This is a genomic window from Fibrella aestuarina BUZ 2 (assembly GCF_000331105.1).
In the GTDB taxonomy this organism is placed as follows: Bacteria; Bacteroidota; Bacteroidia; order Cytophagales; family Spirosomataceae; genus Fibrella; species Fibrella aestuarina.
The window spans coordinates 3,145,445-3,161,611 of the sequence record NC_020054.1; the positions used below are offsets into that span (position 1 = coordinate 3,145,445).

Consider the following 16,167-nt stretch of genomic DNA (forward strand, 5'->3'; position numbering starts at 1 on the left):
CTTCGAACGTCAAACGCTTTTTGTAGATGATTCAGAAAAACCCCATTCGTTTTTTCCTGCTGGCCCTGTTGCTGATTGGCATTGATCAGGCTTCCAAGCTCTGGATTCTGCACTACATGCAGGAACACCTGTATATGCCTATCCACGTTATCGGCGACTGGCTGAAGTTTCAGTATGTGCTGAATCCCGGCATGGCCTTCGGAATGGAGCTGAATCACCAATACGGCAAGCTATTCTTGAGTGTGTTCCGCTTGTTTGCGATGGCGGGAATTGGCTGGTATCTGGTTTATCTGGCCAAACGCGGTGCACCCAATGGCCTGCTCTACGCCATGGCGCTGATTCTGGCGGGGGCTATCGGGAACGTCATCGACAGCACGTTTTATGGCGTTTATCTGAACAATGCGCCCTATGGTGCCCCCACGCCCTGGTTTCACGGGCAGGTGATCGACTTTATTTTTGTAGACGCCTGGGAAGGTATTTTGCCCCGCTGGATTCCAATCTGGGGTGGTCAATACTTCTCGATGCCCATCTTCAATTTTGCCGACTCGTGCATCTTCGTGGGCGTCTGCCTGATTCTGTTCTTCCAGCGCCGCTTCTACCAGGAGCAGGCGCAACACGATAATCTGCTCCCTGACGCCCCCGATGCCACCAACGCGGCTGTGCTCCCAACGGCCGAGGTGTTCGACGAAACCGAACGGACGGAACGTAACCAGCCGGATGAGGTGACCAATGCCACTGACCAACAGGACTTAGAGCAAGCCGACGCTGACGAAACCAGCGTACCTGCGGCTGAGACACTGCCTGACAACGTACCTGACTCAGCCCCCAGCCGATTCGAGCCAGCTCCGGTTCACACGGAGGAGCCGGTAACAACACCCGTCCTGAACGAATCCGACGAGCAGAAGAAATAAGGCGTAAGATCGCAGTAAAATAAGGCCTGATGGCTAAGCAGTTTGCCGCTTAGCCATCAGGCCTTATTTCATTTCAGCACCGTTACCGTAATGCCTGAGGCGTCGGTGAAAAGGCGGATGGTCGCTTTCTGGTAATCGGCTTCGGTGACGTCGTTAGCGGCTTTGAACGTCTGCGGATTGCGGTCCACCAGTGGAAACCACGAGCTCTGCACCTGCACCATCAGCCGGTGTCCTTTTTTGATGGTGTGCAGCGCGTCATTTAACGTAAACGAGACCGTCGTAGGTACGTTCAGGTTGGGTGTAAACGCGGTTGGCCGCTCCATCGACTGCCGGAATTTACCCCGCATCACATCAGCGCGAATCAGGCGCTGATAACCACCCATCGTCGCAACTCGGGCACCCGCTACGGTTGGGCGTGGGCTTTGGGCCGTATCAGGCAGCACGTCGATGACTTTAACAATAAAATCGGCGTCGGTACCTGTGGTGGCTACGCGCAGATTGACACCAATCGGGCCGGCCAGCGTGAGGTCTTCCGTGAGCGGCTCTGTCTGAAATACCAGCACGTCGGGGCGGCGGGCCGCAAACCGCTGATCTTCGATCAGGTAGGCATTGTTGCGCCGCGACCAAGTGCCATCCGTGTAGGGCACGGGCTTGGCCGGATCACTGATGTATTCCACCGAATTGGACGCCGTGCCTGATGAGGTCGATTTAAAGCTTGTCGACGTCAGCTTGCCGTTCTGGTTGAGCGAAAACACAATACGCTGGCTGTTGGTCGTCGGCCATTTATCGAAACTTTGCCACTGGTTCGTGCCTGTGTTAAACAGCCGCGCTTCGTCTTTCCCGAATGTGCCTTTGTCTTTCAGGTAGTACGTAAAAAAAGGCGTTTCCAACTCATCGCGGTAGGTTTGGGCGGTGTTGCTCCCAAACTGAAAATCGCCCAGCCCCAGCCACTCGCGGCGTGCCCAGGCTCCGTGCGTCCATGGCCCCATCACCAGTTGGTTTTTGTTCTGCGGACGCTTTTCAAGCGCTTCGTACGTTTTCAGCGCCCCAAACAAATCTTCAGCGTCGTACCAGCCGCCTACCACCAGCGTGGCCACCCCCGTCGGTACCCGGCCCAACGCGCGGCGGATGTCGCGGCTTTGCCAGTAGGCATCGTAGGTATCATGCTGCACATACTCGTTCCAGATTTTGCCTTTGTTGTTGAAATAGGCCGCTCCGTTGGCATTTTTGACCGGACCAAGGTTCAGAAAAAACTGATAGACGTCGGGCGTACGGTTCGAAAACAGAACGTCGTAATTGGCAACCGGACCGGAACGCGGCGCGTCGAAATAATTCATGAACGAGAAATTGTCGAGCAGGAAAAACGCCCCGTTGTGGCGGGCATCGTCGCCCATAAACTCGTCGGTGACGGGAGCCTGCGGCGACACCGCCCGGATGGCCGGGTGCGCGTTGGGCAGCGCCGCTGTGGCGTAAAAACCGGGGTAGGAGATGCCCGTAATACCCACACGGCCGTTGTTGTTCGGGATGTTCTTGAGCAGCCACTCTACCGTGTCGTAGGTGTCGGTACTTTCGTTGATAGTGCCGCCCGCAGGTGTCATCTCCTCAAAATCGCCCTCGCTCATGTAGCGGCCGCGCACGTCCTGATACACGAAAATAAACTTTTCGCGCGACAGCTCTACTGACGGGCCAGGGCCGCTTTTGGGGTAGTTCCCCTCGCCGTAAGGGCCCGCCGAGTAGGGGGTTCGCTCCATCAGAAACGGGTATTTAGCGCTGCCCGACGCATCCTTGGGAACGTAGATGACCGTGTACAGTTTCTTGCCGTCGCGCATGGCAATCTGCCGGTCGAGCTTGGTGTAGTTGTCGCGCACGAAGGCCGAGTCGGTGGGCGTTTGGGCCAGACCGGGCAGGGCTATTAGTAAGCTAATGAGGGTGATGAAAAGCCGCATGGATGAAAACAGATAAATTGGGGTAAAGCTATTGACGAGTGACGAAGCCGCCACGGCCCAGGGTAACCAATTTTCGGACAACGGTCTGGTTACTGCCTTGTCCCTGCTCAAATACGACGTCGGGCGGTAGCGGCACCCGAACGAGCGAGGCGGGCAGGGTCATAGTTTCGTCGTAAAGCAGGAGTTGCAGCGGCACACCCGGTTTGGCCGTAATCGTCAGCGTCAGTTCGCGGTTCAGGGGCAGCCCGTTGCAACCGGTAAAGAACTGGTAAGCGGGCGAGCCTAGTAGGGGCGACCGTGAAAACCGCGCCGGTTCGCCATTGATGCTCATCGTCTGGACGGCATTCGAATCAGCACTGATCAACCCAATCTCGAACCCCGCCGCGCCCCGCACCGATTTGATGCGCAGCCGTACGTGGCGCCCAGTGGCCGTGCTGCTATCGCTCACAACCGTTGCCGTGGGGGCGGGTAGCGGCAGGACCGGCGCGCCGTTTGTAAGCCGTTGCCGGGGCGAGGCGGGGTAAAAGTCGGTGAACAGCCCCTGCGTGCTTTTCGGGAAAAACTGCTTTTTCCAATGATCCATCGCGGGCGACTGCGATGACCAGTAGGCCCGGCCTGAGTCGGCATCGAGGTAATAGCTCACCATACTGTGCAGGGGTTGCTCGGCGCTGGGCCGCTCGGCGTAAATGGCCCAACCCGTCAGGAGCAGGCCCAGCCCCAACGTACCCAGCGCCACCGTCGGGCCGTTGCGCCAGCGTAGGGGCTGGTCGATGGGCAGCAGCACCGGCAGCAGCAAACTCAGCGTAAGCAGAAACAGCACCATCGCCACAATGATCGGCATTTGCAGATCGAAGGTGACGAACAGCAGCCGCACCAGCGGAATCAGCAACAACGTAGGCAGCGCCGCCACCAGCCCAACAACCAACTGCCGCTGGGTACGTTGATGAAGGTCCCAGCGAAGTACAACCCACGTACCTACCGTGCTGAACAACAACGGAAAGAGCAGCTGAAACGTGGCCGACGGCACGCGGACAAACGTGAACAGCACCAGCGCATACACCAGCCAATAAACGCCCATCACGAGCGAAAACGGCCTGATCCAGCGCAGGAATAGCCGGGTGAGCAGCCCAAACAGCCCCGTGGCCAGCAGCGCGTAGGCCACCAGAAACCGATCGGAGCCGTAGATCCCATTGATGTAATACGAAAACAGCAGGGGCCGACCATCGAGCCCGTTACGGAAATAATAGGCCGGGGGCAGTAGTTGCCGAACCCCCACGGTGATCGGCCAGAACAACCCCGTGATCAACAGGATAATCAGCAGAACCGCCCCGGCGCCAGCCAGACTTTGCCCGATCGTCAGCACGCGCTTGCGCAGCCCTACGATCAACGTACCCAGCAGCGCCAGCGTCAGCAGGGCTACGAGCCAGCCGTTCAGCGTCATTGGGTACTGCACAAAGTGAAAGCCGACGGTATTGAAAAAGACTTTATCGGGTGCTTTGGTCTGTTCAAGTGGCTGGCTTGCCAGGTAGCGCGTCAGGGCTAGCAGGTTACTGCCGTGGTGCTGCAACGTACCCAGGTCGAGGTTTTCGGGCGAATCAGTGAGTTTGTGGTAATGCACGAACCCGTCGATGTAGGCCGAGTTGAGGCCAGTATAGCCCGCCAGCCGGAAGACCGTGAAATCGGTATTGTTGGGCAGGCTGCTGTACACTTCATACATGAGCGACGAAGCGAGCGGGTAGGGGGCCGCTTTGCCAAAGGCCTCGACCGCCCAGCCGTTTTGCGGGCTGATCTCAAACGTCAGGCTGGGGCCGCGCACGCCCCGCGCTTCCAGGTTCATCACAAAGCCCACGTCTTTGGCCCAGGGATGCCGCACGAACGCCTGCGCGCCGAACAGCCCGTATTCCTCGCCGTCGGTGAGCAGGAAAATGACATCGCGTTCCGGGGGCGGGCCGGTCTGTAGGGCGCGGGCCGTTTCCAGAATGGCAGCTACGCTCGAAGCGTCGTCGGCAGCACCACGGGCGTTGGGCTGCGAATCATAATGGGCCAGCATCAGCACCGCTTTGCCAGAGGACTGCCGGCCTTTCAGCCGGGCCATCACGTTGAAGACGTACCCGACCTTGTTGCCGCTGCGGTGGGCCACGGTCGTTTCCTGCACCTGAGGATTCAGGTTGAGCTGACGCAACGCATTGAGCAGGTAACTACGTACCTGTATATGCGCCGGAGTACCCATCGCGTGCGGCTCGTTCCCGATGGCCCGGACGTGCGTAAAAGCCCGCTGCGCCGAAAACTCGCCCGACGGGGCCGTAGCGGGCAGCGGTGCCGGGGGCTGCATCGCCCGGATAAACCAAACCGACAGCCCAATGAGGAGACCGATTGACAGCAGGGCAGCAGGAGCAGAGCGAAGCATACAGAGGCGGGGTAGGAGAGAGCATCGGGTGGGTTACCGCAGCCTTCCGAATGTAGCATTAATTAGTGGCACCGGGGTGGGTTTTGCAACGACTTTTGCCTTTTTGATTAAAAATGGGGCCGTTTATCTTGGGTGAATCCAATTTTTTCGTTAGTTGGAGAATCGAATCAACCTGTTCACGTTTGACACCTGATGACGTATTGCTGATCGACCTTCACTACCTCCCATGCCTTGATGTGATGCGGGGCATGGCCCAGGCAACGGAGGTGCAGATCGAAGCCCACGAAAACTACCACAAACAAAGCTATCGTAACCGCTGCTACGTGCTGACCGCCAATGGCGTCGATTGCCTCACCGTCCCGGTGCTGAACGGTACCCACCGGCAACGTACCCGTGACGTTCGGATCGATTACAGTCAGAAGTGGATCGACCGGCACTTGCGCTGCCTGCAATCCGCTTACGCCAAAGCGCCGTATTTTGAGTACCTGATGCCGGATCTGGAGGCCATCCTGGCCCAGCGTCTTCCGCTGTTGTTCGACCTCAACTGGTCGCTGCTGACATTCTGTCGTAAATGGGCGCGTATCACCACGCCCGTAAACCTGACAGAATGGTACGAACGAGATACCCCCGTCGGCGTTTTTGACGCCCGTTCGAGGGTAATACCCGCAAAACGGGGCGAAACCGGGTTATTTGGCCCACAACGCCCCTACCTGCAAAATTTTGGAACTGTATTTGAGCCTAACCTGAGCATCTTGGATGCCTTGTTTATGGGGGTAGCCAATGCATGAAAGAAATAAAGAGCGAACGAGTGAAGCCCTGGCTCAGGTACGTTCTTGAGCCGTTTGTACCGCCCGTTCGCTCTTTATTTCTTTCCCGCATTGCCCCTGAACATTCCCAAATTAAATTACGTTATTTCAATAAGGACGCTAATACGATTGGACCCTAAGCGAATGGAAGCAAAATTTTCAAACCGCGTTAAAGAAGTCATTTCCCTCAGCCGGGAAGAGGCTTTGCGGCTCGGGCACGATTACATCGGCACCGAACACTTGCTACTGGGCATGATTCGCGAGGGCGAAGGCGTGGCGGTAGGGCTGCTGAAGAAGCTACAGATCTCACTCGATGAGCTTCGGATCACTATCGAACAAGCCACGAAAGGAACCGCAACCAACAACGTTAAGAATCTGGCCAATATCCCCCTGACCCGTCAGTCGGAAAAGACCCTGAAGATTACGTATTTAGAAGCGAAGATTTTCAAAAGCCCTCTGATCGGCACAGAACATCTGTTGCTGTCGATTCTGCGCGACGAAGACAACGTTGCGACGCAGATTCTGCACAAATTCAATGTCAATTACGAAGTCATTAAGGAGATGCTGGAATACCAATCGACTGGAAGTAAACCCACGATGGCCCACGATACCGACGACGACGACAATGATCGCGGCATGTTTGGTGGCAGCGGCGGTACCAGCCAGGGTAAAGAGAAAGGCTCAGAAAAATCGCGTACGCCTGTACTCGACAATTTTGGCCGTGACCTGACCAAGCTGGCTGAGCTGGGCAAGCTCGACCCCATTGTGGGCCGTGAAAAAGAAATTGAGCGCGTGGCCCAGATCCTGAGCCGCCGTAAGAAAAACAACCCGATTCTGATTGGTGAGCCGGGCGTTGGTAAAACGGCTATCGCCGAAGGCCTCGCGCTGCGCATCGTTCAGAAGAAAGTATCACGCGTGCTGTTTGGCAAGCGCGTCGTTACGCTCGATCTCGCCTCCTTGGTGGCCGGTACCAAATACCGCGGTCAGTTTGAAGAGCGCATGAAGGCCGTGATGAACGAGCTGGAAAAATCGCCCGAAGTGATTCTGTTCATCGATGAGCTGCACACGATCGTGGGTGCGGGTGGGGCCTCTGGCTCGCTCGATGCCTCGAACATGTTCAAGCCAGCCCTGGCCCGCGGCGACATTCAATGCATCGGGGCCACTACGCTGGACGAATACCGCCAGTACATCGAGAAAGATGGTGCCCTGGCCCGTCGTTTCCAGATGGTGATGGTCGATGCGACGTCGATCGACGAAACCATCGAGATCTTGAACAACATCAAGGATAAGTACGAAGATCACCACCACGTCAACTACACGCCGGAAGCCGTTGAGGCCGCGGTGAAACTGTCGGAGCGGTATATCTCTGACCGCTTCCTGCCCGATAAGGCGATCGACGTGCTGGATGAAGTAGGTGCCCGCGTGCACATCAGTAACATCACCGTTCCCGAAGATATTCTGAAGCTCGAAGAGTCGATCGAGAATATCAAGAAGGAGAAAAACCAGGTGGTGAAGAGCCAGAAATACGAAGAGGCTGCCCAACTCCGCGACAAGGAGAAACGCCTGATCGATCAGCTCGAACGCGCCAAGCAGGCGTGGGAGGAAGATACCAAGAAGCGCCGCTACACCGTCAACGAAGAAAACGTGGCCGAAGTCGTAGCGATGATGACGGGCATCCCCGTGACGAGCGTATCGAACGACGAAGGCAAGAAACTCGTGTCGATGGGCACCGAGCTGAAAGGCAAGGTAATCGGGCAGGATGCCGCGATCGAGAAGCTGGTGAAAGCCATCCAACGGACCCGCGTCGGCCTGAAAGATCCGAAGAAACCAATCGGTTCGTTTATCTTCCTCGGCCCAACCGGGGTTGGTAAAACCGAGTTGGCGAAGGTGCTGGCCACGTACCTGTTCGACAAGGACGACGCCCTGGTGCGGATCGATATGTCGGAGTACATGGAGAAATTCAGCGTATCGCGGCTGGTTGGTGCCCCTCCGGGCTACGTCGGTTACGAAGAAGGCGGTCAGCTGACCGAGAAGATTCGTCGCAAGCCGTACTCGGTTGTGCTGCTCGATGAGATCGAAAAAGCCCACCCGGATGTGTTCAACATCCTGTTGCAGGTGCTCGACGATGGTATCCTGACCGATGGGCTGGGCCGCCGGGTCGACTTCCGTAACACCATCATCATCATGACCTCAAACATCGGGGTACGTGACCTGAAAGATTTTGGTGCGGGTATCGGTTTCTCGACGAAAGCCAAGAGCGAAAATCAGGACGAACTGATGAAGAGCACCATCCAAAGCGCGCTGCGGAAGGCCTTCTCGCCGGAGTTCCTGAACCGTCTTGATGACGTGATCGTGTTTAACTCGCTGCAACGCGAAGACATCCACAAGATCATCGACCTGATGCTGAACAAGCTCCTCGGCCGTGTGCTCAATTTGGGTTACAACGTGGAGCTGACCGAGAAAGCCAAAGATTTCCTGGCCGAGAAAGGCTACGATCAGCAGTATGGTGCCCGCCCATTGGCTCGCGCCATCCAACGCTACCTCGAAGACCCCGTCGCGGAGGAAATCCTGAAAGGCGAACTGAAAGAAGGCGACGTGATCCAGGCCGATTATAGCGGTGAGGGCGAGTCGCTGACGATCACCGTCAAAAAGCCGGAAGCTGTTACCGAGTAACGCGCATTCCGTTAGCTAAAACAAACCCCGGATGGCCCGCTGCTGTCCGGGGTTTTTCGTTTATAGGTGTACCAACTACCACCGTTATGAAAAAACTGTTACTACTGAGTGCCCTTTTGCTGGTGGTTAACCAACTGGCGTGGGCACAAACCGAACGCGGCGTAGGCTGGTGGTCGGGTGGGATCAATGCTGCGAGCAGCCGCAGCACGCTGTTTCAGCAACACAACGAGGCTAGTGCGTTGGACCTGCGCTTCACGCAGGGCACGTTCATTCAAACGGATTTGTTGCTGGGTGCCGACCTGCGCCTGTCGCGCTCGAAAACCCTTACCCGTGAAGGTTTTACCCTCGAAGCCGTTACTGATGATCGCCTGACAACCGTAGCGGCGGCTCCCTTCATTCGTCGGTTTTGGGGAAAAGAAGCCTTGCGTGGGTACGTTGGCGGCGGAGTGCTGGTTGAATTGAACCGCGATCGCCTGCTGACGGCCAACACCAAAACACGCAATGCCGAAGACCTGACCACCCGCTGGCGCATTCGCCCCGAGCTACAGGCGGGTTTGTTTTATGCCATCAGTCCACGGTGGGGTGTCGATCTACAAGCTCGGTCGAGTGTAGCCCCCATTGCCTTCACCGACCTGAACTTGAGCCTTGTTATGCTGACTGGCGTGAAGACGGTCCCAATAGCCGCCGACGCGAAGAAAACCCCAACCCAACTGCTGACGGGCAATTGGGTGGTGAGTGGCACGTTCGATTTGGGTACGGATCGGCAGCAGCTTACCTCGGCAGCGGGCGAACTGGCCACCAATGTAGAAACACGACAGACAGAGCGATTTACCATCAGCCCCAGCCTGGGTCTCTTTACGGGCCGTCGCTGGTTGCTGGGTGTAAGCGTACCCATCAGCCATGCGGTGCAGCGTAGCGAGTTTGTGCGGTCGGCTACGCAGACCGTCAGCGGCATCACATCCGACATTACCACCAATGGCGTTGGTCTGGCCCCATTTGCCAAAAAATACCTGACCAAAGGTCGCTTTGGTCCCTTCCTGACAGCGCGTGTGGGCTGGCAACGCGAACGTACCTACGGCCTGAGCGCCACCGCCGATACGCGTACGACCACCTACTCATGGCGGGTCGCGGGCGGCCTCGCCTACCTGCTTGGCAAACGGTTCATTGTCGAGGGCGAACTGGTGGGTGTAGGCAGTCAATGGGCCAGTAGCCAACCCGGTGGCGAATCGAGCCGTCAGATCGACGTGAGCGCTACGTTGCGCCCGGCATTTACCATGAGCTACGTCTTTCTGTAAACGGTCTGGTTGTTAACATACATTAATGGTGAAGGTTTGTCGTATACTTGTTGAGTTTAGTAGCTTTAGGAGTTGCTAAACTTGATGCTTATGAAATACCTCTTCGCCCTTGGCCTTACTGTAGCCAGTAGCTCGCCACTCGTCGCCCAGATTCAAAAGGGCCAATCTATTACCTCGGGAACAGCCGGGCTCAGTTATAGCAATCTGAAGAGCATTGTTCCATCGGGGATTGGAGCCAGTACGTATGGTAATCGACTGCAGTCGTTTGGGGTCAGTACGGCGCTCAATCGGGCGGTGTTTGTGAAAGACGGCTGGGCACTCACCTACAGAGTCAACGCGGACTTTACGCGAACCACATTCGACGACAAAGGGGGTACGTTACCAGCCGTGTCTACTATTAGGGTGAATGTACATGCCCTCGGCGCAGCCCTTGGGGTGCGTCGTTATTGGGCGCCTACCGGCCTGCTTCTGGTTTATGCAGGTGGTGGGCTGTCGGCTAGCGGGCAGCAGAGCAGAATCACCGTTGAAAGGCTTTCGCCTCCGACTGAGCCGGAAACGCAAATACCGATCAGAAACTGGTCTTTTTCACCAGTCGGTGAGGCCGGGTTGCTTTATCGGCTGACCAATCGGGTAGCTCTGGAAGCCACTTTGCGGAGTGAGGGGTTCCCGATCAGCGCGGGTAGTGCCGGACTGGGCCTGGCCATTCTCACCGGCGACGCCAACTCAACAATAACGAATGATCCTTTTGAGGCGGGTCAGACCAAACGTGGACGCTGGTTGTTGGGCGCTTCGGCTTCGGTGTTGGGTAACGAACACACGGAGAACGGGGTGAACAGCAAAAATTCGTCGGCCACCGCTTCGGTGCAGGCTGGGCAGTTCGTCGCCGATAACGTCCTGGTCGGGGCCAGTATCGATTATTCAGCCTCGCGTTCGGGAAATGGAGATGCCCCCGGAGCCGTCAATTACTCGGTTGGTATCAACGGCTTTGTCCGGTCGTACATCGGTCCGAACCGGTTACGGCCTTTCATTGAAGGCAGCGTTGGTTACGGGTTTACCAAAAATCCGGGCAGCGACGTCTCCCAACGCTACGCCGCTCTGGCGCTACGGGGAGGGCTTGCTTATATGTTGGGTGAGCGGGTTATTATCCAGACAACGTTGGGTACGCTGGACGGCCGCTACGCGTGGTCTCCAAACACGGCCAATTTGCGGTCTACTTCATCGATCAACGTAAGCGCTACGGCCACCACACTCTCTAACTTTGCGATTTACTACGCACTTTAAGGCTGGTTCAGGTACGTTGCCGCGGCCAATCGTCAGGCCAGGGGCAACACCGTTTTGCTCAGAAAATCGTTGCGGAACTTGCCCTTGGGGTCATACTGGGCCGTGAGTTTCTGGAAATCGGGCAGGCGATCGTAGAGCTTGGTAAACTGCGCCGGTGCCATTTTGAACAGCTTGCCCCAGTGAGGACGTGCGGCAAACGGGGCCAACTCGCGTTCGATGACGGGGAGCAACTGCCGGACGGCGGCCCACTCGGGTTTCCAGGTGAAGTGGATGGCCACGCTCGGACGTTTGTAAGCCGTGCTGAGCCAGAGATCGTCGGCGGCGATGGTTCTGATCTCCGAAATGAACAGGTGGGGTGTAATGCGGTCTTTCAGCTTTTCTATCGCCAATATAGCGTCGACGGCGTTTTCCTGTCCCACAAAATACTCCGACTGTAGCTCTTTGCCACTGCTCGGCGTGAAGCCCATCCGGAAGTGCGGCAGGCGTTCATACCAGGGGCCGGGTACACCCAGTTGCGCCGTGCAGTTCTCGGCCGATAGCGCGGCGATGGGGTGGAGGTTTTTGGTCGCAGCTTTGGCCCCGAAATAGTCCGTTGGTGCCTCGGTTGGTTTACCCGGCTCTACGCGGCGTTTTACCCACACTTCGCTGATGGTTTGGTTTTGCCAGTCGGTAAAGAGGCTGACGCTGTAGCCGCCCGACATGATCTGGTCAAAGTGGGGTTTAAGTTGAGCCAGGGGTAGGTTTTCGTACACATGTTGTGTGGCGTCAAACGTCGGCTGAATATCAAGGGTCACTTTCGTGACTACGCCCAGCGCACCCAGATGCACAACGGCTCCCTTGAACAGGTCGCCATCGGCGGCCCGGCTCAACGTTTTGACGTCGCCCGCTGCCGTAACCAGTTCGAAGCCCGACACCGCCGTGGCCAGATTGCCATTGCCCACGCCCGAGCCGTGTGTAGCCGTTGCACAGGCGCCCGCCACCGAAATGTGCGGCAACGACGCCAGGTTGTGCAGCGCGAAGCCTTTCTCATGCAACAGTGGTGCTAGCTGACCGTATTTCATGCCTGCGCCCACGGTAACAGTGCGGGCCGATGGGTTGAGGTCGATGACGTCATCGAGTGGCAGCACCGACAGCAGGTTGTGGGCGCTGTCGGCGATGCCGTTGAAGCAATGGCGCGTGCCCAGCACCTTCACCCGGCTACATTGTTGTACCAGCTTAGGGACCTGTTCCGCTGCTTTGGCCGAATGCAGCCGGTCGGTACTGTATTGGTAATTGCCAGCCCAATTGCGAAGCTTTTCGCCGGGGAGGGATTGCGCAGCTAAACGGGTCAATGGCGACACGAAAGGACCAGCCAGAAGGGCCGATGACAGTTTGAGAAATGTACGCTTCTTCATGGTGGGTAAAGGAGGGAAGGGAGGCGGGATACAGCGCTAGCGCACGGCTTCCACGCACTCGGTCACGTGGTCGGTATTGATGACATCGACGCCCAGCTTGCGGAGTTGTTTCCAGGCATTGGGGGTATCGGGGGCATTCCAGAACCGGATGGGACAACCTGCTTCGTGGGCGCGTTTGATGATCCGCTTGAGTTTGGCTTTGTCTTCGTCGCTGATCTCGCCGTTACCATCCCAGCGGGCGTAGGACCGGAAATTGTCCGAAATCAGGGCGACCCGCTTGACGGTTTCGTCGTCGTAGAGTTCGCTTGGGCGCCCGTCGAAAAACAGGTACAGCGGAAAATCGAGGTAGTTTTCGACGCGGGGCCGGTTGCCGCTCACCACCACCCGAACCGCCTGCGCCGAACTGTGGCGGCTAAACACGATAATCTGCTTTTCGATCAGCGTCCGTAGAATGGGCAGCACCTCGTCGGCCTTGTCTTTCACGTCGATCATCAGCGTGGGGGCATAGCGGCGGTCTGGGCTCACCCGGCCATTGTATTGGGTAAACAACGTACCCAGCGGAGTCAGGTACGTTGCCTCAAGCGTACGTTTGGCCGTGTCGGCTTCGGCGGGCGTATGCGCCAGCACCAGCTGCCCATTGCGCAAAAACACGTCGGCTTCGATAAAGTCGGCGCGGGCGGCGAGGGCGTTGGCCAGCGGCTGTGGTTTTTCGTAATCGTTATGCGCAAAGACCAGCGGTTGCCCAATGCCGACGAGCGGACTCGCCATGATGCCGGTGAGCAGAATCAGGAAAACATCCAGAAACAGGTTACGTGTCATGCATTAAATGTACTGGTAAAAAATGACAGAAATCAACCTCCAGGTATGAGTGGGTAAATTACCTTTGGTAACCATTAATGAAAAAAGATGCGACTTGTTACCCCTTGCTTCGTGAGTGCCTTGCTGCTCGGTACATTGACCTCGTTCGCCCAACAGACAACTCCAGCCGGTCGGGGTGAGCGCACGGGCATGACCTATCGATACACGATTCCCGACGATGCCGTTATTTACGATGATTCGACAGGGAAACGAATGACACTGGCCGAATTTGCGGCGTTGAACCGAGCCGATCCGCGCGGCCACCGTCTGAGGCCCGCTTATAACGAATATGGCAAGCCCGACCAGTATCGGTACCGGCGGGCAACCCGGGAGGAACGGGAAACGGGCCATTTTAACGACCGTGACCCAGCTTACGCGCCCAAGCCGGGCCAGCAAATGCCACGTTTTGTCATGAAGGGCACCAATGGCCACGAATACAGACTGACCGATCTGGCTGGTAAACCAATCATCCTTTCGTTCTGGGTGACGTTACGCCCACCATTCATGAGCAAGGCTCAACTGGAAGCACTGGCTAAACAGATCACGCCCGCCATGGAGGCGGGGAAACTCGTTTCGCTGGGTGTCACTGGCGACGCACCCGATCAGATAGCGAACCTCCTGGGCGCGCAGCCGGTGCCCTTTGTGCCTGTGGGCGATGGGCGAGGCTTTCTGGAGAAATTCCACGTGGTTTCATTCCCCTCCGTGATCCTCATCGACAAAACCGGCAAGGTCGTCGCAAACCTAAGTGGGTCCGAAACGCAGCAACTGGCTGATAGCCTGAAAGCATTAAACTAAGAATGGCCCCTACGAGTAGGGGCCATTCCTGCGTTGGGCAACTCGATTAGGCCAGTTTCCAGCCGTCGCGGTAATTACGCGAAACAAACTGGTTGGCTTCGTCGTAGTTGGTGATCTTCATGTTCTTACCATCCCACAACAGCTTTTTCCGACCGGGGTAATCAAACCCACGGCCATCACCTTTCGCGGTGCGGAGGTTGTAGCTGCGGATAGCAAGGTTGCCCATCAGCACCGTTTCGGTGAGCGGACCCGCGAAGTCAAACGACGAGCTGAGCGCTTTGTGCTCCTTACTGTTAAAGCCGGCTTTGCAGGCGTCGGCCCAGAGCACCTGATGGCCAAACTCGGGCAGTTTGCTGGCCTCCGCTTTCGGCGCGTCGATCTTATCACCTTTCTTGGTGTAGATCTTCGGGTTCTGCCCATACATGCCGCAGGTCAGTAGGCCTTTATCGCCGATCATCAGCATCCCGTTCTGGCCACCGTCTTCGCTGAGCGGTTCGCTGTCGGGCAGCATCTCGGGCCGCAGGGGCTTGATACCACCGTCAGACCAGGTCATCGTGATGGGCGTCTTGTTGGTGCGGGTTGGCTCGAACTGGAGCATCACCTGCGACGACGGCGGGCAGCCTTCGGGGATGTATTCGGGTGTCCAGTCTTTCAGGAACACGGCCCCCACGCTGCACTCCACCGAGGTGGGCGAACCCAGCCCCAGCGTACGGAACGGCACGTCCATGATGTGGCACCCGATGTCGCCCAGCGCGCCGGCTCCGAAGTTCCACCAGCCGCGCCATTTGAACGGATGATAGCTGGGCGAATACCCCACTTTTTGCGCTGGCCCGATCCACAGGTCCCAGTCTACGTCGTCGGGCGGGGTCGTGGTTTGCGGTACCGGAATACCCTGCGGCCATACGGGGCGGTTGGTCCAGAAGTTAATGGTATGTACGTTGCCAATCAGGCCCTTCTTCACCCAATCCACCATCACCTGCTGCATGGGGTTCGACGACCCCTGGTTGCCCATCTGCGTGACCACGTTGTATTTGCGGGCCGCTTCGGTGAGCATCCGGGCTTCGTAGATATTGTGCGTCAGGGGTTTCTGCACGTACACGTGCTTACCCAATTGCATGGCGGCCATTGCCACGACGGCGTGCGTATGGTCGGCAGTTGAGACCGTTACGGCGTCGATGTTCTTGCCCTCCTTTTCCAGCATCTTCCGGAAATCCTTGTACTTCGCCGCTTTGGGGTGGTTCTCGAAATTCTTTTTAACCTGATCGCGGCCCCAGTCGATATCACAGAGGGCTACAATATTGTTAGCCCCGTTGTTAAAGGCGTTGTTGGTGTCGGAATAGCCTTTCCCGGCAATGCCTACCCCGGCGATGTTGAGTTTATCAGACGGGGCGATAAAACCTTTGCCCAGCACGTGACGGGGTACAATGAAGAAAGACCCGGCGGCCAGCGCCCCGGTTTGCAAAAATTGCCGCCGCGAAGGCTGCGACGAAGGCTGCGGTGAAGGCTGGTTCGACGCTTCGTTTGATTGGTTTGTCTGACTCATAAACGGGCAAGTTGGGTTGACGTTGCAGAAAATGAACTTGCTTTCTGGTAAAAGGCGAAAGTGGGCCAACTTACCGCTTGGGTCCGCAAAAAAGGTAGTGGCCCGCCTGTCGGTATCTAACCGGCTACCAACGGCCGGGCGGGCTGCTCGGCAACGTACCTGGACCGGGCGGTTTTCAGGCCTAAATAGAGCCAGGGTGAGGGGCGTTGGTCAGCGAGTACCTATGCGCTCCACCTGTAGGCAACTGACCCGTTTTTG

At 57.2% G+C, this 16,167-nt stretch carries 11 protein-coding genes; 6 read left to right on the forward strand and 5 right to left on the reverse strand.

The genetic code is table 11. The features are described 5' to 3' along the window. Window positions 1–26: 26 nt before the first annotated feature. Complete coding sequence (locus FAES_RS12825) at window positions 27–911, forward strand: lipoprotein signal peptidase (RefSeq protein ID WP_015331643.1); 885 nt, start codon at window positions 27–29, stop codon at window positions 909–911. A 68-nt stretch (window positions 912–979) separates the two neighbouring features. On the opposite strand, the gene FAES_RS12830 is transcribed toward FAES_RS12825, so the two are convergent. Both FAES_RS12830 and FAES_RS12835 read right to left on the reverse strand, forming a co-directional pair. Next, entirely contained in the window at window positions 980–2,857 is a 1,878-nt protein-coding gene (locus tag FAES_RS12830; protein WP_015331644.1) for a CocE/NonD family hydrolase, read from the reverse strand. A gap of 28 nt (window positions 2,858–2,885) precedes the next feature. Continuing rightward, window positions 2,886–5,264, reverse strand: coding sequence for a M20/M25/M40 family metallo-hydrolase (locus FAES_RS12835; protein ID WP_015331645.1), 2,379 nt, complete (start codon window positions 5,262–5,264; stop codon window positions 2,886–2,888). Between the two features lie 182 nt (window positions 5,265–5,446). Here FAES_RS12835 and FAES_RS12840 point away from each other — a divergent pair, with 182 nt between their 5' ends. From FAES_RS12840 to FAES_RS30045, 4 genes are all read left to right on the forward strand, one after another. Continuing rightward, window positions 5,447–6,052 (forward strand): WbqC family protein, encoded by a 606-nt coding sequence (locus tag FAES_RS12840; RefSeq protein ID WP_041257836.1) that lies wholly within the window; start codon window positions 5,447–5,449, stop codon window positions 6,050–6,052. A 162-nt stretch (window positions 6,053–6,214) separates the two neighbouring features. Next, window positions 6,215–8,743 (forward strand): ATP-dependent Clp protease ATP-binding subunit, encoded by a 2,529-nt coding sequence (locus tag FAES_RS12845; protein ID WP_015331647.1) that lies wholly within the window; start codon window positions 6,215–6,217, stop codon window positions 8,741–8,743. A gap of 86 nt (window positions 8,744–8,829) precedes the next feature. Beyond that, a complete protein-coding gene (locus FAES_RS12850; protein ID WP_015331648.1) occupies window positions 8,830–10,038 on the forward strand; it encodes a hypothetical protein in 1,209 nt (402 codons plus the stop codon). Window positions 10,039–10,128: 90 nt separating this feature from the next. Next, a complete protein-coding gene (locus FAES_RS30045; RefSeq protein ID WP_148289355.1) occupies window positions 10,129–11,319 on the forward strand; it encodes a hypothetical protein in 1,191 nt (396 codons plus the stop codon). Between the two features lie 32 nt (window positions 11,320–11,351). Here the strand turns inward: FAES_RS30045 and FAES_RS12860 are convergent, their stop codons facing one another. Both FAES_RS12860 and FAES_RS12865 read right to left on the reverse strand, forming a co-directional pair. Further along, window positions 11,352–12,713 carry a D-arabinono-1,4-lactone oxidase gene (locus FAES_RS12860; protein WP_015331650.1) on the reverse strand — a complete coding sequence of 454 codons (1,362 nt, stop codon included), beginning with the start codon at window positions 12,711–12,713 and terminating at the stop codon, window positions 11,352–11,354. Between the two features lie 36 nt (window positions 12,714–12,749). Beyond that, window positions 12,750–13,532 (reverse strand): PI-PLC domain-containing protein, encoded by a 783-nt coding sequence (locus tag FAES_RS12865; RefSeq protein WP_015331651.1) that lies wholly within the window; start codon window positions 13,530–13,532, stop codon window positions 12,750–12,752. Window positions 13,533–13,619: 87 nt separating this feature from the next. On the opposite strand from FAES_RS12865, the gene FAES_RS12870 reads away from it, so the two are divergent. Then, the gene (locus FAES_RS12870; RefSeq protein ID WP_015331652.1) at window positions 13,620–14,366 is read left to right on the forward strand and encodes a peroxiredoxin family protein; all 747 of its coding nucleotides are present in this window, start codon (window positions 13,620–13,622) and stop codon (window positions 14,364–14,366) included. 46 nt (window positions 14,367–14,412) lie between these two features. Here the strand turns inward: FAES_RS12870 and FAES_RS12875 are convergent, their stop codons facing one another. Then, window positions 14,413–15,909: a Gfo/Idh/MocA family protein gene (locus FAES_RS12875; protein WP_015331653.1), complete on the reverse strand. Its 1,497-nt coding sequence runs from the start codon at window positions 15,907–15,909 to the stop codon at window positions 14,413–14,415. Window positions 15,910–16,167: the final 258 nt, after the last annotated feature.

Bases quoted from the DNA above. Each gene is read 5' to 3' on its own strand.
- FAES_RS30045 (WP_148289355.1), top strand. From the start codon at position 10,129: ATGAAATACCTCTTCGCCCTTGGCCTTACTGTAGCCAGTAGCTCGCCA.
- FAES_RS12825 (WP_015331643.1), top strand. From the start codon at position 27: ATGATTCAGAAAAACCCCATTCGTTTTTTCCTGCTGGCCCTGTTGCTG.
- FAES_RS12870 (WP_015331652.1), top strand. From the start codon at position 13,620: ATGCGACTTGTTACCCCTTGCTTCGTGAGTGCCTTGCTGCTCGGTACA.
- FAES_RS12845 (WP_015331647.1), top strand. From the start codon at position 6,215: ATGGAAGCAAAATTTTCAAACCGCGTTAAAGAAGTCATTTCCCTCAGC.
- FAES_RS12860 (WP_015331650.1), bottom strand. From the start codon at position 12,713: ATGAAGAAGCGTACATTTCTCAAACTGTCATCGGCCCTTCTGGCTGGT.
- FAES_RS12830 (WP_015331644.1), bottom strand. From the start codon at position 2,857: ATGCGGCTTTTCATCACCCTCATTAGCTTACTAATAGCCCTGCCCGGT.
- FAES_RS12835 (WP_015331645.1), bottom strand. From the start codon at position 5,264: ATGCTTCGCTCTGCTCCTGCTGCCCTGCTGTCAATCGGTCTCCTCATT.
- FAES_RS12875 (WP_015331653.1), bottom strand. From the start codon at position 15,909: ATGAGTCAGACAAACCAATCAAACGAAGCGTCGAACCAGCCTTCACCG.
- FAES_RS12865 (WP_015331651.1), bottom strand. From the start codon at position 13,532: ATGACACGTAACCTGTTTCTGGATGTTTTCCTGATTCTGCTCACCGGC.
- FAES_RS12850 (WP_015331648.1), top strand. From the start codon at position 8,830: ATGAAAAAACTGTTACTACTGAGTGCCCTTTTGCTGGTGGTTAACCAA.